Origin of the sequence: Sphingobacterium sp. E70 (assembly GCF_019285695.1) — a bacterium.
Lineage (GTDB): Bacteria > Bacteroidota > Bacteroidia > Sphingobacteriales > Sphingobacteriaceae > Sphingobacterium > Sphingobacterium detergens.
Genome location: NZ_CP079104.1, coordinates 4,521,303 through 4,539,125 on the forward strand (window position 1 = coordinate 4,521,303; position 17,823 = coordinate 4,539,125).

22 protein-coding genes and 1 pseudogene are annotated in these 17,823 nt (G+C 38.8%); 9 read left to right on the forward strand and 14 right to left on the reverse strand.

The genetic code is table 11. The annotated features are described in order from the left end of the window. Positions 1 to 8: 8 nt before the first annotated feature. Positions 9 to 1,818 (forward strand): annotated as a pseudogene (locus tag KUH03_RS32075) (RagB/SusD family nutrient uptake outer membrane protein). A 37-nt stretch (positions 1,819 to 1,855) separates the two neighbouring features. Next, positions 1,856 to 3,544: a discoidin domain-containing protein gene (locus KUH03_RS32080; RefSeq protein WP_257088388.1), complete on the forward strand. Its 1,689-nt coding sequence runs from the start codon at positions 1,856 to 1,858 to the stop codon at positions 3,542 to 3,544. A gap of 164 nt (positions 3,545 to 3,708) precedes the next feature. Here the strand turns inward: KUH03_RS32080 and KUH03_RS32085 are convergent, their stop codons facing one another. From KUH03_RS32085 to KUH03_RS32095, 3 genes are read right to left on the reverse strand one after another with little or no spacing between them, the layout of a single operon-like run. Further along, a complete protein-coding gene (locus KUH03_RS32085) occupies positions 3,709 to 4,002 on the reverse strand; it encodes a hypothetical protein (RefSeq protein ID WP_257088389.1) in 294 nt (97 codons plus the stop codon). Positions 4,003 to 4,043: 41 nt separating this feature from the next. After that, positions 4,044 to 4,220 (reverse strand): KilA-N domain-containing protein, encoded by a 177-nt coding sequence (locus KUH03_RS47070; protein ID WP_306429835.1) that lies wholly within the window; start codon positions 4,218 to 4,220, stop codon positions 4,044 to 4,046. Further along, positions 4,217 to 4,342: a hypothetical protein gene (locus KUH03_RS32095; protein ID WP_373564522.1), complete on the reverse strand. Its 126-nt coding sequence runs from the start codon at positions 4,340 to 4,342 to the stop codon at positions 4,217 to 4,219. The genes KUH03_RS47070 and KUH03_RS32095 overlap by 4 nt, the downstream gene beginning before the upstream one ends. A 347-nt stretch (positions 4,343 to 4,689) precedes the next feature. Here KUH03_RS32095 and KUH03_RS32100 point away from each other — a divergent pair, with 347 nt between their 5' ends. After that, positions 4,690 to 5,070: a hypothetical protein gene (locus KUH03_RS32100; RefSeq protein WP_257088390.1), complete on the forward strand. Its 381-nt coding sequence runs from the start codon at positions 4,690 to 4,692 to the stop codon at positions 5,068 to 5,070. Positions 5,071 to 5,171: 101 nt separating this feature from the next. Here KUH03_RS32100 and KUH03_RS32105 read toward each other — a convergent pair whose 3' ends face one another. The 11 genes from KUH03_RS32105 to KUH03_RS32155 all read right to left on the reverse strand — a co-directional run bounded on the left by KUH03_RS32105 (position 5,172) and on the right by KUH03_RS32155 (position 13,185). Next, positions 5,172 to 5,480, reverse strand: coding sequence for a hypothetical protein (locus tag KUH03_RS32105; protein ID WP_257088391.1), 309 nt, complete (start codon positions 5,478 to 5,480; stop codon positions 5,172 to 5,174). Further along, complete coding sequence (locus tag KUH03_RS32110; RefSeq protein ID WP_257088392.1) at positions 5,470 to 6,009, reverse strand: hypothetical protein; 540 nt, start codon at positions 6,007 to 6,009, stop codon at positions 5,470 to 5,472. The genes KUH03_RS32105 and KUH03_RS32110 overlap by 11 nt, the downstream gene beginning before the upstream one ends. A gap of 20 nt (positions 6,010 to 6,029) precedes the next feature. Beyond that, the gene (locus KUH03_RS32115; protein ID WP_257088393.1) at positions 6,030 to 6,248 is read right to left on the reverse strand and encodes a hypothetical protein; all 219 of its coding nucleotides are present in this window, start codon (positions 6,246 to 6,248) and stop codon (positions 6,030 to 6,032) included. A gap of 38 nt (positions 6,249 to 6,286) precedes the next feature. After that, positions 6,287 to 6,721, reverse strand: a complete 435-nt coding sequence (locus KUH03_RS32120; protein WP_257088394.1) for a hypothetical protein — start codon at positions 6,719 to 6,721, stop codon at positions 6,287 to 6,289. Positions 6,722 to 6,810: 89 nt separating this feature from the next. Next, the gene (locus KUH03_RS32125; RefSeq protein ID WP_257088395.1) at positions 6,811 to 7,923 is read right to left on the reverse strand and encodes an AraC family transcriptional regulator; all 1,113 of its coding nucleotides are present in this window, start codon (positions 7,921 to 7,923) and stop codon (positions 6,811 to 6,813) included. Between the two features lie 55 nt (positions 7,924 to 7,978). Further along, a complete protein-coding gene (locus KUH03_RS32130; protein ID WP_257088396.1) occupies positions 7,979 to 8,551 on the reverse strand; it encodes a hypothetical protein in 573 nt (190 codons plus the stop codon). 258 nt (positions 8,552 to 8,809) lie between these two features. Continuing rightward, positions 8,810 to 9,883 carry a serine hydrolase gene (locus KUH03_RS32135; RefSeq protein ID WP_257088397.1) on the reverse strand — a complete coding sequence of 358 codons (1,074 nt, stop codon included), beginning with the start codon at positions 9,881 to 9,883 and terminating at the stop codon, positions 8,810 to 8,812. Between the two features lie 379 nt (positions 9,884 to 10,262). Next, positions 10,263 to 10,469, reverse strand: a complete 207-nt coding sequence (locus KUH03_RS32140) for a hypothetical protein (protein ID WP_257088398.1) — start codon at positions 10,467 to 10,469, stop codon at positions 10,263 to 10,265. After that, positions 10,453 to 11,685, reverse strand: a complete 1,233-nt coding sequence (locus tag KUH03_RS32145) for a hypothetical protein (protein WP_257088399.1) — start codon at positions 11,683 to 11,685, stop codon at positions 10,453 to 10,455. Before KUH03_RS32145 ends, KUH03_RS32140 begins: the two co-directional genes overlap by 17 nt. 29 nt (positions 11,686 to 11,714) lie before the next feature. Beyond that, positions 11,715 to 12,236: a hypothetical protein gene (locus KUH03_RS32150; RefSeq protein ID WP_257088400.1), complete on the reverse strand. Its 522-nt coding sequence runs from the start codon at positions 12,234 to 12,236 to the stop codon at positions 11,715 to 11,717. A 403-nt stretch (positions 12,237 to 12,639) separates the two neighbouring features. Next, positions 12,640 to 13,185 carry a hypothetical protein gene (locus KUH03_RS32155; protein ID WP_257088401.1) on the reverse strand — a complete coding sequence of 182 codons (546 nt, stop codon included), beginning with the start codon at positions 13,183 to 13,185 and terminating at the stop codon, positions 12,640 to 12,642. Positions 13,186 to 14,389: 1,204 nt separating this feature from the next. Between KUH03_RS32155 and KUH03_RS32160 the strand changes: the two genes are divergently transcribed. The 6 genes from KUH03_RS32160 (at position 14,390) to KUH03_RS32185 (ending at position 17,790) form a co-directional block, all read left to right on the forward strand. Then, entirely contained in the window at positions 14,390 to 15,163 is a 774-nt protein-coding gene (locus tag KUH03_RS32160) for an AraC family transcriptional regulator (protein WP_257088402.1), read from the forward strand. A 708-nt stretch (positions 15,164 to 15,871) separates the two neighbouring features. Continuing rightward, positions 15,872 to 16,135: a hypothetical protein gene (locus tag KUH03_RS32165; RefSeq protein ID WP_257088403.1), complete on the forward strand. Its 264-nt coding sequence runs from the start codon at positions 15,872 to 15,874 to the stop codon at positions 16,133 to 16,135. A gap of 31 nt (positions 16,136 to 16,166) precedes the next feature. Next, on the forward strand, positions 16,167 to 16,484 hold the full coding sequence (locus KUH03_RS32170) for a DoxX family protein (RefSeq protein ID WP_257088404.1): 318 nt from the start codon (positions 16,167 to 16,169) through the stop codon (positions 16,482 to 16,484). 193 nt (positions 16,485 to 16,677) lie between these two features. Beyond that, positions 16,678 to 17,073 carry a LysE family translocator gene (locus KUH03_RS32175; RefSeq protein WP_257097526.1) on the forward strand — a complete coding sequence of 132 codons (396 nt, stop codon included), beginning with the start codon at positions 16,678 to 16,680 and terminating at the stop codon, positions 17,071 to 17,073. Positions 17,074 to 17,081: 8 nt separating this feature from the next. Beyond that, positions 17,082 to 17,261, forward strand: coding sequence for a hypothetical protein (locus tag KUH03_RS32180; protein ID WP_257088405.1), 180 nt, complete (start codon positions 17,082 to 17,084; stop codon positions 17,259 to 17,261). A gap of 16 nt (positions 17,262 to 17,277) precedes the next feature. Continuing rightward, positions 17,278 to 17,790 carry a DinB family protein gene (locus KUH03_RS32185; RefSeq protein WP_257088406.1) on the forward strand — a complete coding sequence of 171 codons (513 nt, stop codon included), beginning with the start codon at positions 17,278 to 17,280 and terminating at the stop codon, positions 17,788 to 17,790. The last annotated feature ends 33 nt before the right edge of the window (positions 17,791 to 17,823 follow it).

The window sequence follows — 17,823 nt, forward strand, 5'->3', positions numbered from 1 at the left end:
TTTATATGATGTTTGTATTTATTGCCAGCAGCTGTAATAAATACCTTGAGGTGGTACCTGCAGATGTCCCAAAACTGGATGATGCATTCAAGAATGAGAACACAGCGGAGGGATATTTGTATTCTTGCTATAGTTATATCCCCGTAGTCAATGACGCCCGCACCAATTTTTCGTGGCTAATGTCTAACGAAACGGTAGGGTCATATCATTGGGGTGTGCAGTATTTTTCTTTCTTACGTGTGCAGCAAGGTATGTACAGTGCTTCCGAGCCTGTTTTGGATATCTGGCAACAGTGTTATAAAGGCATCCGTCAGTGTCATACTTTTCTGAAAAACATTGAATCCGTTAAACCATTAACCATAAGCGAGGCAGAATTCGCGACGAAGAAAAAGGGATGGATTGCTGAGGCAAAGTTTCTGATCGGCTACTTTCATTTTGTACTGTTGCAAAATTATGGCCCTATTGTTTTGGTGAAGGAAGAGATTCCTTCCAATGCATCTGGCGATCAGATGTTTGCTGCAAGAAGGCCTTATGATGAATGTGTAGCATTTATAGCAGGGATGTTTGACCAATCGCAGCAAGATTTACCGCTATCCTATCCTTCCTCCGAACAGGGCAAACCGACCAAAGCTGCTGCACAAGCACTAAAAGCACGTATGTATCTCTTTGCAGCAAGTCCACTTTTTAATGGCAATAAAGAGTTTTATGCTGACTTTGTCAATAAAGATGGTACTGTTCTTATTCCGCAGAACTACGATAAGGAGAGATGGAAAAAGGCGATGGACGAAACAAAAAAGGCCATCGAATTTTTCGAATCCGGTGGCGGTAAATTGTATACCTATACGAAGACGGCTATTCAGGATCCTTTTGCACAGGCAGTGATGAATACACGCTGGCAAATGGTTGATCCCATAAATTCGGAATTGATTTGGGGTTATACGGGTACAAAAGAAACCGCATCTTGGGGCAATTCCTTTCAAGCGCATGCGATTCCTAGGGGATGGAAAACAGGAGCTCCATTTGGTGGGGTAGGAGCGACCTTGTCTGCAGTAGAAAGATTCTATTCAAAAAATGGACTCCCTCCGGAGAAAGACCCGTCGTTTGACTGGAACAACCGGTTTAAGATCGCGGATGGAGACGAAACCATCAAATTACACCGTAATCGTGAACCTCGCTTTTACGCCTATATTGGTTATGATCGAGGAGACTATGAGATTGGAGGAGTGACCAAGAAGCTGATGTTACGAGCTGGCGAACTCAATGGTATGGTCAACCTCAATAGCGACCAGCTTTATTCTGGCTACGCCATCAAAAAGGGAATACATCCGAATTCAAACGTTACCTCGACGCAGTTTACAGTGGTCGCATATCCTTTCCCGATCATACGATTGGCAGAGCTTTATTTAAATTATGCAGAGGCTTGCGCTGAATATAGTGGAACATTAGATGCCGATGCGACAAGATATATCAATGCTGTCAGAAGCCGTGCCGGAATACCTAGTCTGACCCAATCATTTGGTAGTCTTGGCGGAAGTGAGCTGATTGAAGCCGTCCATCGGGAAAAATTAATCGAGTTTATGTTTGAGGGGCATTCACTGTATGATATTAAACGGTGGAAACAAGGCGAAAGATATTTTGCAGCAGACAAAAATGGCATGCGGGGTCTATATTCACAAGGTAAGACAGCGGATGAATTTTATAAAGATTACATACTTGTCGGAAGACCTTTCTTTTCGAGAAAAAAAAAGTTACTTATTCCCGATAAAGCAGGATTATATCAATGTTAACCACAACCTGGTCCAAAATCCAGGCTGGTAAATTTAATACTTATAAAAAAAAATAAAACTTAATTCATATGAGAACAATATTATATATGTATATAGCATTGCTATTTGTATGTGCTACCTCCTGTAGCAAGAGCTTATCGAATGAAGAGGTTGTCACCTTACCCCAAATCGACAGTGTGGCTTATTATGATAGCATCCAAAATGTAAATCTAGCCAACAGAATTTCTGGAGCATCTGCTGGATATTTTCAAAGTGCACAGAAATATAATTTAAATATTGTCTATTTTATTCCAAATGATGTACAGCCAGCTGCAAACTTCCAAAAGCGATTGAGCGAACTGATGTTATGGACCCAAAATTGGTATAAACAGCAGATGACAGCCAATGGGTATTCAAATAAGACCTTTGGGCTTTTTACAAATGCGGCTGGCGACAATGTACGTTTTAATATTATCTTTGGTAAGAAAGATAAGACCCAATATGATTACAACAATGGATCATCCAATGTGATTGCTGAGATAAACGAATTTTATACGGCCAATCCGCAGTTAAAAACCGGAGACCATAATCTGATTATTCTTCCAAGCTTTTATACACAGTCTAATGGTGTTCCTGGAGGCGGTCCGATCGGTCCTCCGTTTTATGGATTGGGTAGAAATTGTTTTGCGCTGGATTATGCCGATTTGGACATCATGCATATGGGGACGAATCAGACAGCACTTGGTCAGGCTTTCATTACCTGGTTTGGAGGTATGGTACATGAATTGGGGCATGGATTAAATCTTCCCCATAATAGACAGAAAGTTTCGGAAGGTAGTGATCCCCAAAAAGGAATGGCGCTTATGTGGGCAGGTAATTCTACGCTAGGCCTCTCACCAACATTTCTCACAGGAGCTGATGCAGCGGTTTTGAATGCAAATCAGGTTTTCAATAATGACAATGGCATATATTACGGAAGTGTGAATACTACGCTCCAACGATTAAATGCGGTTTATGATCAGACGAAAGCGGCTATTGTCCTGAGCGGAAAATACACTTCCGACAAAGTTGTTACCGATGTGTTGTGCTTTAATGATCCGAATGTAAACAATGAAGGCACGGGTGTAAATAAGGATTACAACGCTATCGCCTGGGCGGCAAAACCAGTTGGCCTCGATAGTTTTTATATCGAAATGCCTATTAACGAATTGGTAGAGAAGTCGGATGGAATGACCTACGAAGCAAAGCTTAAATTTGTTCATGCCAACGGAGTCGTTAAAGAATACCCCTATCTTTATCAATTTCAAAATGGGATACCCCAGATAGATTTTGGCGATAAGACATTCCATGATAAGAGCAACTGGCAGGTAGTCGGTTTTAGTAGCCAGGAGATAAGTGCCGCCTATCCCGGACATGCTGTTCGGGCGATTGATGGTAATATAAATACATACTGGCATTCCAACTGGTCACAACAGCCGGCATCCTCACATCCACATTTCATTGCCGTTGATCTTGGCATTAGTCGCACACTGCACGGGGTGAGCCTGTGGCAGCGCCAAGGCACTTCTGCTGGAAATTCCAAAAATATAGAGATTTACACAAGTACAGATAATCAAAATTGGTCATTGGCCAAAACAGCCACTCTGGCTAGTGTAGGAGCACAGCTAAATGTGGGATTCGGTACGACCTTCCAAGCGCGTTATCTAAAAGTAGTTGTTCTATCGTCGTATGGAACCAATGAAAATAACTGTTCTTTGGCTGAGATCGCTACTTATTAATTTTTTTAAATTATGGCCACCTAATGATCCTTTTGGGTGGCCTTTCTATTTAATTAATAGGGCACATTGTTTTTATTTCAATTTCTTAATAGCCTTATTTTCTACGAGTGATCGCATTTGTGTCATAGCAACCTTATTGAGTTGCTTAAGTCTTTCATTTTGGGTTAACCCTGTTGAATTAATAGCGCGTTTATACTCTCCATGTTGCTTAATACCACCAATTGTTCTATAACCGCATAGTCTCGAATATTACCTTTCTTATCTGGATTTGAATCTCTCCATTCTTTCGCTGTCATACCAAATAATGCAACATTAAGCAGATCGGCTTCACTAGCATAAACGGAACTAGCTTGTTGTTTGGTAATTTCTGTTGGAATAAGATTTTCTTTGATTGCATCGGTATGGATTTGGTAATTCACCTTGGCTAAAGTTCTTTGTAAACTCCAGTTTAACTTCAAACGGTCGTTTTCTTCATCTTTTAGGCGTTGAAATTCTTTGATTAGGTAAATTTTAAAATGGGGCTAATCCACATACCGAATTCAAATGCTATATCAGGATGTGCATATGTCCCGCCATATCTTCCTGCAGTCGCTTTTAAGCCGATGGCGTTTGTCTTCTCAACCCAATCTTTAACACTGATTTTATAACTGTTAAGTCCGGCCTGACTTTTAATTATGGCGAATTCGCCATAATTAAAAAGGGGTTATAAATGCTTTCCCAAATACCCAGATATTCAACTGTGTTTCTGTTTCGAAGCCAATCAGAAATGAAAAAGTCTCCATCTTTAGCTTTTAGCATATCAGTAAGTGAAATAAACTCTTTGTCGTTGTCAAGAATGATTGTTATTTCCTTCCCTGTACATTAATCTTTTTATTTTTGCCATACATTTAGATTTGATAAATTATTCTTTGTCGGTTTGAGAAAACTAGACCTAATAATTGGCTATTACAGTTTTTATTTTATGTGAGTAAATATACTAAAAAAAAAAATAGCAATATATGGGGCGATGTATATAAAGATTTAATAACAACTTTAAGAAAACCTTAAAATCTCTGACTTTCCGGTAGCTCCCGAATACCGGTTCTATTTTAAATTTGGCTTGAATTGATAATTTATTGAAATTAGACAAACAATAATCCTCATTTTTGATAGCTATATTGACGATGACCATTAGGAGAGAAATACAGTTTAAATTATTTTTTACTCGCCGGGTAGCGGATATTTTTAATGACAATATCGATATTCATATTATACTGAGTAATGACGACGTATATGTTGCTACTTTGTTTACGTTAAAAAACATTGAGATGTTGATGCGACGTGATGAATCTTCCTATTTCTGGGCTTCCGATATGATTATCCTGCCGGATTTATCCCATTTGACGATTCGTAAAGCTATTCAAGACGCATTGGATGACGGGTATTTTGAAAATGCTTGCTCAAAAATAGGCACAGTTAAAACCGTGTTTGATTATGAAGGATGGCAATCCTATTCCGAGGTTGATAAAATTTCTATTTACGAATGATCTTAGCTAATTGTGTTGCTGGGATTTGCTAATCGTTCATTGGTCGAGCCAATGAACGATATTAAGCAGAAACTGTGCATTTTGGAAAGCAGAAGGATGATTCATTCCTCTTTTTCACTTTTAATGCCATAGAGTTGGGCAGAAAAAGGAGCGCCATCTCCGAATATCACAATTCTTCCCTTCCCAAATCGAAGGTATGCACCATTTGCAAATCCTTTGCTCGGCAATCGGGGAATATCGTCCGGTATAGGCCTTTTTATCAGATTAGCATCAGTAGGTAAATAAATCTCATATTCATCGTCCAACAAAGAAATAATCTGTGCGGTTGCTGGGACTTTAAATCCGGTGCCGCCCCAGCACATGATACTGTCTATTTCTGTACTTGATCCAGCTGTGATTTCATTGGGCAAAAGCGTTTTCTATCTCTTGAAAAATTTCGGGCCGCCCATCTTTGCGTAGTGCAAAACCATTCATAACATGAATGCCGAATACCGCGGCAAGAGCCTGTACCGATCCGCCACAGGGCATGTGATCTGTGACCAAAAATAAGTTCCCGCCGTCAAATACCCATTGACGGAGAAATTCTATTTCCTTATCAGTAAAAGCCGAACGGGCAGGCAAGCTCCATTTTTCTGGATCATATAGCGCATTTACACTGATAAATATTTTTGCTTCTTTTAAACTATCCAAATTAATTTTTTCTTTGGCACTGCGAAGCCTATATCCGTCCGCTTGCAGAAGAGTTGAAAATGCGGCATAAGCTCCCCTCAAAGTAACTGGATTGTTGTGTGCCTCGTCAAATAGGAGCAGTGGTCCATCACCGATCCGATGGTGCGGATCGGTAATGGGATAATGAAACTGTTCGTCAGCTACCTGCTGCGCCTTTAGTTGCACTATACTCAGCAGAATAAAGTATAAGCAGACAATCATTCTTTTCATACTATTTTTTACTGGGATTATTAATCAGCCTTCAACCAAAGATCCTTTTCAAAACAGGTCATCTGCTCCACTTTTCCATTGGCAACAGAAAATGTCAAAGGAAAGGTACCATCTTCGTTGAGGAAGAAAAGTTCAGAGCGTGGGGTGAAAGAAATCGTTTTGTTATCCCACAATTGTTTAAGGATCAGGCCCTGTGCTGAAGGTTCTATGGTAATTTTAAGATTGTTGTCGTTGGCCATTAGATAAGTTCCGGCAAGCTGTTTCAGTTGAGATGCGGTTAGACTTGCAATTTTATTGGGGTCAAAAGGTACACGCTCACATACAATTCTGCCCAGGATCTTGGCTTGGTTAAAATCTCCAGCGCTATTTTTAAGAACTCTATCGCATAGCCTTCGTTTTTGGATTCAAAATGCGTATCATCTTTACGGACGAGCTGATAACTTTTTTTCTGATCCCATAGCTGTGTTGCATGCAGCTTATTATCTTGCTCGTCGAAAGCAATGAAAGCTACTTTGTTAGGGAGTTGGTAGTAGCCCTGAAATGATTTCAGCGGAGTCCGATTTTGCTGGAGGGAGGCACTTGGGGAGGTGGTCTGCGCAAGTGTATCATACGAGGCTAAAAGGCAACATGCTCCCACTAGTAGACCGAAGGTTGCTCTAGAAATTTGGCTTATCGCTTTCGAGCGAATACTTGGTTTAATTTGTTGTATCATAATTTTTGTGTTGATATAATACAAGAATAGGTCTTTTGGTAGGTTAACCGTCCGAGTGGATGCAATCGAACAAACTTCACTTTCCCAGGTTAAGTTGAATGTTTACCATGGCCTTTCATATATTCTGTCGGCGTAATACCAGTTGCTTTTTTGAAACTGCTGTAAAAAGTTGTTCTTGAATTGAAACCTGCACTTATCGCTACCCCAAACATATCAAGTTGCTTGGCCTCTTCGGATAATAATAGTCTTTTCGCTTCCTCCGTGCGCAATTCGTTGATAAACTGGTAAAAATTTTTCTCCAAGCCATTGTTTATGATATAGGAAAGATCATGCGGATTGATGCCTATATGGTCTGCGAGGGATGAGAGGGTTAGGCCGGGATCCAGATATAACTTCTCAGCTGTTGTTTTCTGTACGATTTTTTCTTTTAATGTGTCTACCTGTTGTTCTGTCAACCGCTCGTCGGTTTTAATTTTCTTTGGTTGATCACTTTCATCAATCAGATTATCGGTAGATTCAACAGCATATATTGACCGCTGTGTTAAAGTTGCGTACCCAAGTGCCAATGAGCCCATAAAATATAGGATTGGTGCAAAGGAGTTAAATACAAAATGAGCCAACGCCAGCAAACGGACAAGGATCATAAATAACAGTGCGATCAATAGATATTTCAACCAGATCATGTTGATCTTCTCCATATAGGAAGACAGCTGGCGAATGTTTTTTTGATGTATTTTGAAGAGTCTGTAACACGCAATCCAATAAAAGATACATTGTGCAAAGAATAAATATGTAATGGCAAATATGATCCACTGCGGTAATTTAGGCGGATGGATATAACTATTAAAAAGTCCCGGTATCAAGTAAATAGCAGAAAAAAGCAGAAAAGCCAGGAAAGGCACAAAATGTAATCCCCAATACCGAATCGGCGTCGTTGGTTTGACCATGTGATGAACAGCAAGATAAAAGCAGGGGAGGGTGGCCCAGCGGGGTAGTTCAAGAACATGGATCAAAGCTCCGTTGTCGATATGAAAACCTTCGAGAAAGAGTTGGGTAAATAAGCATGCCAATAGACAATAGTATGCACCCAGCCAGCGGTCTGCCTGAAGACCCGTTCTGTTGACACCCATAAAGATTAATGTCCCGAGCAACCAAAGTGCACCAGCTGAAAAAGCGTGAAAAGTATAGAGTATGTTGACCATGGTTTATATTAACCTATCTTTGTACTGTGAATTTAAACATAATTGGCCAAATGAGTTACATCATCCAGATCGGCACACCGCTCCAGCCATTTATAGACAGCAGCGCAACCAAGTAGCATAAAAAGAAATTACAGCATGCTAAGAGCAGACGCAACCATCTCGGAGCTAATTGAAACCAACGCTTATAGAGGAGCAAACTACTGACGATAACAAATATTGCAAATAAGAGCATCCCCAGGAAAATAGAAAAACTTGTTGCATTACAAGACGTAAACAATTCCTTGTGACTGGCGTCTGTCAATCCCATGAGCCGATAGGCTGTAATAAAACAACAGGTTCCCATTGTTGGCAATAAAGGAATTCCGAGGTCCATCAGCTTCATTTTTCCAAAGAGTGTACGCACTATTCCCACCAGACTAAAAATCATATAAATCGAAATGGCACTAATTCCTAGATAGATGGGGATTTTCTGTATTAGTATGGAAGCCCGAGGAACTTTTCGATAGAAACTATTGCCATAACCCTGAAAGAAAGGTTGGCCCATGGAATCTTTGGCTAATACAAAGGAAGGAATAATATCCTCTTTTGCGCGGAATAAGCCATTGCCGATGTGGATCAGTGAATCCACCTGTCCGTTTTCTTTTTTGACGAGAAGCCGATCCCTGCTGATCCCCTTAATTCAATACCGCCAAAGATCCGCCTATAGAATTCCCAACGGTCATTTTGGGATTCATAAATTGGTAGTAGCCTAATAGCGGTTTTATTTTTTGTTCATCTATCGGTAAGCTGGTCAATTTCGGCGGGGATATATTTTTAGTTAGAAAGTCTTCGATTGCTTGCGAGATCGGCCACATATTGACTACACTGTTCGCTGCTATGGCATAAGCTATACCAGCTTCGCGATTAAAAATAGCCAGGATACAAAACCTTCCCCTTTGCCGTTATGGCCTCGCAGGCTAATCCTTTTATTATTCGGAAATAGATCATTTCCCAGTGCATAGCCAGTCTGTAATCCCGCCTGGCTGGCAAGGGTACTGTGGATAGTCTCCATTTCCTTTAAATAGGCATTATTTGGTAGTGTGCTGTTGGCACTGCCATTGAGCAGATAAAGCATAAATTTGGCCATATCATGGGCATTTGATACCAATGCGCTGCTAGCTCCGTTGCTGCCTGGCTGATAGAACGGCATAGGCATGAATTCACCATCTTGAAAATCGTAACCTGTGGCGAAGTTAGGCCTACGTATTCCATTGCGGTCAAATAAGCTATTACTCATATTTAGTGTTAAAAAAATATGCTGTTCTAAATATTTATCCCAAGGCATGTCCGTCACTTTTTCGATGATATAACCGAGTACATTATAACCGGGGTTGGAGTAGGACATCATCGTTCCTGGCTTCCAGCGGACGGTCAGCGAATTGCTTACGGCATTGATCGCTTCGATACCAAGTAGAGGCTTTTTACCGCTATTTACCATATTGTTGAGCTGTACATCATCAAATCCAGCGGTGTGTTCCAAAAGGTGAATCAGCCTCACCGGATTTGTATCTTCCCAACGATTGTTAAAAGGAATTTCAGGTGCTATAGCGCGAATGGGGTCGCTGAGTTTAAGCCTTCCCTTGGCGACTAATTGCTGGATCCCCATCGCCACGAAAAATTTTGTAACGGACGCGAAGTGAAATTGGGTGATATGATCTACAGGGCGATGTTTCTGAAGGTCAGCATAGCCCAGTCCACCAACATATAGAATGCTATCGTTTTTGACGATCGATACCATCATACCCGGGATATTTTCCTTTCGTATAATAGTTTCGAGCTGTTTATGCAGCTGAGCTATAGTATTGGATTTTGTATTGAAAGTGACCTGTCCTGCTGCGGTAAAATAACTTGCCGCAAGGAGTACTATGATATAGAAATTTTTAGGTTGATCATAAGCTTTTTCTTTTTTGCAAATTAGCAATGATCTTTACTGAATCTGTCCGTCTCCATCCAGGCGGATAATTCACATTGTAAGCTTGTTCGAATATTTTCAGCTTTGGGAGACTTAATAATTGCAATTCTATCCAAAATTAAAGAGCAATCCCTTTGTTATTCTTCATTATTTTAATAAGGCGGGATTTAAATATTGATTATTACAGATGTTATTCTACTTTTTTAAAGGGGAAATAACTATAGCAAGTCAGATTCTGATGCATAGCGAGTACCAAATTTAAACAGCAGCTTTAGGTTAAATAAAGCTGCTGTTTAAACGGAGGGTTTCGAAAGAATACTATTTTTCTTTCGAGTATAAATTTAATAGCGGGATGTCAATTTTGATTCCGGCACTCACCAAGATGGCATCAAATGCCCTTTTTTTTTGCTTCCATGGAATCGTAGGTTTTCAATGGAAGAAGTGAGCTGCCGGCATAAGCCACAAGTGGCGTGTTTTTAATATTGACAAGAAATTTGAGACCAGGAGAAAAGACTTCGGTAAAATGAACATCCTTATTTTCTGCTGAGGACGGTGTGATCAAATAATGGTTTACAATATTACCAAGTTCGAGCAACTGAACATGTAAATTTACCTTGTTCAAGAAAAAAATTCCTGTAAGATTTTATCGTAATTCCAATTGGCGCCGTTATTCCGCCGGTCATGCCTTCCTTAATCGTGGCAGATTTACTCAACGGACCAATATAGCCCGCAAATCCACCAACATAAGCATTTAAGTCTATTGATGCCCCCATTTTTCGCTTCAATTTATAAGAGGTGGGCGGCATCGCGTGTGATTCGATTACAGAGGCGAGCTGTTCTGAGTTTGTTGAAGACAGTACATCTCCAAAGAACTCGGAGAGCTTGAGCAATTGAACTGTATATTTTTTCTCGCTAGCGAAAGATGATATTGGAGAGATCGTCGTATCTACCAGGTAGCTGAATTTTTCTTTTGCTGCGACCAAGTCGACGTCATTTTTTGCATTTTTTAATGCAAGGAAAAGTGCGATTTTGTTAATATTATCATCCTTTGCTAGACATTCATTCTTTTCGATCGCATCAAAAAGCTTCCGATTTCTTGATCTTGCATTTTCCTTAAATGCTTCAAATTCTTTTGTGTTATTTTTCTTTTCTTTACCTGTTTTATTCAGGAAAAATAACAGCGAACTAGCATATCTCTGCAAAAAAACTTGTTGCAGTTTATCTAATTCTAGCACAGGTGGTGCTGCCTCACCAAGTTTTATCTTCAATACCTGTGCCTTTGGATCAACTTCGAAATAGAGCTCTGTTGAATCAGTATTTACTCCGAAATTTTTAATCACGGCTTCGCCATTTGCATACTTAAGATCCAATATCTTAAAGACTTTTGGATTGTTTTTTTCTTCAGCTTTTGACAAGGTGTAAGAGTCAATGATGGATAGTGTGTTGCGGCAGGCGGCTACGAAGTTCTTCGATTGAATATTATCAAGTATATCCATTACATCCGAGAACAGTGCAAGATGTTTGTTAAATCCCGTTTGCAAATTATTTCCTGTGAAAGCGGACATATCGAGATTTTGAGCGACTTGTTTTATAATCTTTAACGATGTCGTCAGTGATTGGCCTGCTGGTTCGAGTGTGCCTTTGTCCTGTAATAACGTTTGTTGCTCCTTATTGATCTTATCAAACTGGCTTAATGCAATTAATAACGAGCTGACCCATTGGGATACTTTAGCCTGCTCATTACTGAAATTTCTCACTTTTACGAATTCCTTGAACTCCTTCTCATATTTGACTGATAATAATTCTATCAAGACCTTCCACTGATTACTATTTAAAGACTTTATTTCTTCGTAGGAGAGCAGTCTAAAGCTATCTGTTCCGTTGATATTTGTAATCGAAAAAGCTCATTTGTGGCTATGTATAAAACGGAGAAGGCGTTTTGGATATCCGATTGTACAGTACTTTTTGATAAGCTATCAGCCCTGTAAGCCGGATTCAGGTAAAAATATCGGATGATATCTTTGTAGTTATAACGTTCCATCATCAGCCTTTGTAGATCGTATGCAAAGCTGACGCAGGTATTCAGGTCGTCTGTCTGTTCGATTGATAGATATTGTGTCGTCCAGCTGCTATTGATGATATTTTTAGGCAGGTTAACAAAATCTTTGGATATCGCATAGCGCCAAGACGTCCCGAAAGTTGCCGTACGATAATTTTCAGGATTCCCTAACATGCTAATTGTATTTGGAAAGACATCCTGAATCAGCGGATTCTGAACCCGTTTTCTTAATTCGTCCATAAACCATATCGCAGCCTCCTGTTTAGCGCGTTTGGCCAAGAACATGGCCATTGCTTCTATCATCTGTGACTGCGAAGGAAGGCTAATCCCCGCATAGGACAGATTTTGTTGGGCAGCTTGTATATTATCATTTAGACGGATTTGCGTGGTGATCGCCTGGGGAGAAGATTCTACAAAGTTATAGCTTGGTGTTGTAGCGAGGGAAGAAAATGCGTCAACATATTTATCAGCATAAATTCTAGCGTTTTCCGTATAGCTATCTTTAGTTTTTGTGATAATATCATTAAACTCGTTATTAAGCTTGTAAAATTCAGAAAATATAAGTTCTATTGCTAATGTATCGTTTTTAGACCTGATATCTGCGTTTTTAATTCCTTTTTTAGTGAATCAAGTTTTGTATAAAAGGTGTCCCTACTTGTTTTCTCCTTGTTGTTTGAGGGAACTTTTATTTTAGAAAATTTATTCTTTAACTTGTCAAAATCATTTTTTTCCTTGACACTATTCCTTCATCACTTAATTTTTGGAGATAGTTTTCCAAATCTTCAAATAGTTTATTGGTTTCATTTTTAAAATTTTCGTCTTCTTTAGTTTTCTTATAAAGGGCATCTAATTCTTCTAGTTTGTCGTTAGCCTCTTTTCCGTTGGGCGAATATTTGCCTCTTACCTCGAGAGGGGTTTTATTGATCAATTCGTTGAACAGTAGCTGGCTTTTATTAAATCTGACATCATTTAAAAAGCTCATAACCGTGGGCATCGTTTTTTGCATTTGTATTGGATCAACGTTGAGCTTGGGCTCTGCTAAAAGTTGATCTCTAATTTCCCGACGCTGTTTGTTGCTGAGCCCATCTGTTCTACCAATATATTTACTTAAGTAGTAAATATTGTATAGTGGTAAGGATTGTAGGCTAGTTTTGGTTTCATTTGACGCCGAATTCTGGGCGAATCCAATTGTGCAGTTTGCGATAATTAGAAAGATTGTTAGGTTGATAAAAATACTTCTCATAATTTTCATCTTAATTGTTAATAAACAGGTTGGCTAGTTTTCTATTACACTAATTTATATAAAAAAATAATTAATTTTACTTTTTTAGATTTAGCTTTTTTAAATGTAATAATAAAAGGAAAATCCCGAATGTATATGTTACTATGTACAACTAAAGCTGTAAGTAAAGACTCAATGATATCATTGGTTGCGGAAGTTCGTTTTATAAGCAAGAGATTCATTTATTTTTATAGCTGAGTCCCTTATTCACTCGATTCTGAATCGCCCGGTTTGTGCATGTGCTGTTTCAAATCGGATGTTTGATTTGTAGTGGTTTTTAACCCCGTTGTCTTCTGTCGGGTATACCATCTTTTTTCTTAGACTTAATTTGCCCATTTGACGAGAATATCAGTGCAATTGAGTTAAAAAAACAGGCTCATATAAACACATTTTTACTTAATCTAGGCTATTTTGCTTAGTAAGTTTATATGTACCTTTAATCTTGCTATAGCGCACTGGAGTTTCTTTGTCCAGAAGATCCTGTATACCTTTTGAGGCGTACGCAGCATGCGCTGAACACCATATAATTGCATTTTTGTTTTGTTGGAGCTCTTCGAATTTTTTAATTTCTTTCCTTATACCTAGAAGTTTGTGAGCAGGTATAGTCGCATAGCCACTATTTAGATATTCAACGGCATTTTTGAAGTTCTTAATGCAATTGCGTTGGTCACATTGGAGATTTAGGAGGCTTCGATCATATAATTTCGGAATTCACTGATCAGTCAATTCGAGCAAATTTTACCATTGAAAAGCGGTTTTTTTGGCTTTAATTATATAGTTTTATACTATTGCTTGCATGAATATAGATGGTGAATTTGCAGCGGAATTTAATTGTCTCGAGATGCGAAATTTCCACCTTACAAACATTGAAAGAAAAGATGAGTTTGAAAAGTTGGTTTTGGATTTTTTGAAAGGAAATTGATACAGAACTCATTCACTACAATGCCATTTAAAATATCGAGACAATTATAGATTTTTATATAAATGATTATGGATAACCATACCATTTCATCTAGTAATAATTACGTATTTTAGTATTCTTAGGGCTATACTAATTTTTAAACATCTTTCTTATGATACAAAAACATTCAGATAACTTTGATTTGCTCAGATATTTAAGGTCTCAAAAAATGATTGCAATATAGCGCCTTATTATCTCGCATCAAAAGCCTGTATGGAAGACTTGAACATCACCACGCCCTTTAAAAACTACTTTTATACTATCGGTTTGTATTATGGTGAAGGGGCTCGCATCAGGATAGGCACTACAGATTATGATTTAACACGAGGAAGCCTGTTGACAATTGGCCCAGGAATGACCTGCCAATGGCTCAATACCAGCTTCCCTCAAATGACACGCTTTTTTTTCTATGATGATATTTTTGTAAATAATTTCAGTAGGTCATTTTTCTATTCCCTTGAATTTTTTTGCCCCGATGAAAAGAGTGTAATGCAACTTACCGACGGGCAATTTGAAGAAATGCAACAGCTTTTCAGCACACTTCGGACAATCGCTGATAAGCCCGAAGCAGTATCGGGAATACTATATTCAATCCTGATTATTTCACAGAAATATTTCTGGAACCTGTACCGGGGCAATAAAAGGGAACTCAATGGTAAAGAACATACTGTTGTAAAGTTTAGAGAATTAGTTTCAAAAAATTTCTCGCAGTATAAAGATGTTGCTTTTTATGCGGAACAGTTGCATATATCCCCAAAATATCTGAGCGAAATTTTAGTTGAATACACTGGGCTTTCGGCAAAAAAATGGATAGAGTTTCATATCATGCAGGAGGCAAAGTACCTGTTGAGCTTTCGGAATATGTCTGTCAAGGAGGTGTCGTTTCAACTAGGCTACACAGACTCTTCTCATTTTTCCCGTGCATTCAGAAGCTACGACGGTCAGCTCCCTACTGAGTTCAAAAATGCGGTCGAAAATCCTGTATAATCACGGGTGCTACATCAAAAACAGAAAAAACTACATTTTTACCGCCATACTTACAGTATTGACGGATCGGCTCCTTCATATATTTGTATGGTGTGAAAAAATGTACAACGAAGTTTAGCTACGTGTTCTATCGGGATCAAAAACGCTGTCGAAAATGCTCCGCAGCGCATCAGTGTTTCTTTCGTTAAGAAAATACATGACAAATCAAGTATGGAAGAAAAATATACTAAATAAGTTGTCACGTTTTCAGTGTTTAACTTGTCAATATATTAAGCAGTAGTTGATTGTAACCATTTTCCGGCACAGCTTAACAAATACAATGAGATCAGAAAGGAACGATGAAAGAAACAACGATAATAAAACACTTGTTGGCCTGCTTATTTTTCAGCATATGGTACTCGCATAGCCGGGCGCAGATACCTGTAGAAATCACTGTCGGGCATTCGAGTTACTACTATCAGCAGTCGTTTGCTACAAGGTTCAATCCGGAAAATCCTTCGGGATTTTTCATACTTCATCGGTTCTTATACCTTATGATAAAAACCGTGGAAATGAAATTATGAGCCAGTCTTACCTTTCCTATACGATGAGCAAACGATGGACATCAGGTGTTGGTACTATCTTCACTCCAGTCAACCGAGTAAGGCCATCTGTCTTTTTCCAGTATTTTCATAAAGGGAAAACAACCAATGTACTGATTTACCGAGGATGGATATATGGTCTGTGCCCAATTTCGAACTTATGGGCTTTATTGAATATCAGGGTGCCGTAAACAGACCTGTAAACCTATATGCCCGATTTCAATATATGACCACATGGAACCGGAACGGACATAGCCGGAGCTATCAATATGCAAGAGCAGGAATAGATGCTGGAGGTATGCAGTTTGGATTGGCCGCAAATTTTGATCAGTACAGACGTCTTGCTACAAACTACAGTAACTTTGGACTTTTCGTGCGAAAAGTATTATAAACCATTATATTATTAAATAATGAGAGAAATCATGAAACAGAAAATTTTTAGTACACACAATGATTATACAGGTCTCGTCATTCGCCTGACCATAGGCATCGTTATGTTTGCACACGGAGCGCGGGGTATGTTGGGCTGGTTTGGTGGCTTTGGGTTTGCCCAAACTTTGGAGGCTTTGCAACAGATGGGACATCCATGGCTAGTGGGGCTATTAGTTATATTAATAGAGTTTTTTGCACCCATATTTATAATTATAGGTTTTGCTTCCCGCCTTTGGGCAATTGTAATGGGAGGGCTTTTTACAGGGATAATTTTATTGGCAGGACATCTTGAACATGGCTTTTTATGAACTGGTTTGGCGATAAGGAGGGTGAGGGGTTCGAATATCACCTGCTGATGCTTGGCTTATGTCTGGCACTCTTCATTCAGGGCAGCGGAAAATATTCACTCGACAATTTGGTATCAAAAAATTCCCAGCTTCAATTTAAACAACGATGATTCCGATTCATGAACTTTTATGGTTTGCTTTAGCAGCTTTTCTGATGGTTATAAGCCCAGGACCCAATATGATTTATCTTATTTCACGAAGTATAACACAAGGCAAAACGGCCGGGCTTGTATCCTTGGTAGGAGTTATTAGCGGCTTTTTATTTCATATCGTACTGGCAGGATTTGGATTGACGGCTATTTTACTGGCCGTTCCATTTGCTTATGGAGTATTAAAAACCGCAGGCGCTGTATACCTTTTATATTTGGCATACCAAAGCATTACGCCCAATAGCAAAACTGTTTTTGAGCTCCAGGAACCTATTGCCAAAGATAAACCTCGTAAGCTATTCTTTACGGGTTTTTTAACCAATGTATTGAACCCTAAAATGGCTGTATTTTACCTGTCTTTTTTCCTCAATTTATCAAACCGGAATATGGATCTATATTAGGTCAGAGTATGGCATTAGGTATTACACAGATTTTTATCAGCTTCACTATCAATTTTATTATTGTAATGACCGCTGCAAAAATGGCTGCTTTTCTTACAAAAAATCCACTTTGTGTAAGGGCGAAAAAAATGGTTTATGGTCAGCGTATTGACTTTTCTAGCAATAAAAATGGTGCTTTCAAAACCTAAGTAACAACAGAAAAATATGGCAAATACAATATCAATAAAAGAAGCAATTTGGAATCAATTCGGTGCAAGCCTTGATATGCTTGAGAATGCAATTATTATGTGTCCGGACGAGCATTGGGATACAGAAATAGGATTTTGGTATGCTTCCTACCATTGCACCTTTTGGACTGATTATTATTTAACAACGGATCCAAGTAAATTTGCTCCACCACCACCTTTTGAATTGTCGGAGTTTGACCCAACAGGTAAAAGGCCTAACAGGACATATTCAAAAACCGAAGTCCTTACATACTTAGCGCATTGCCGACAAAAAGCAAATCGATTCATATCGGGCCTTGATACAGACAAATTAAACGAGCGATGGATTAACGAATACAAAAACTATTCTTTTCTTGAAATATTGATCTATAACATAAGACATATTCAACATCATTCAGCTCAGCTAAACTTATTGTTAAAGCAAATTACCAATACTGCACCAACTTGGATAAGTCAAGCTAAAAATTTAAATACGAAAAATAAGAAATAAAAAAGCAGTCTATAATTTTATAAAAATGAAAAA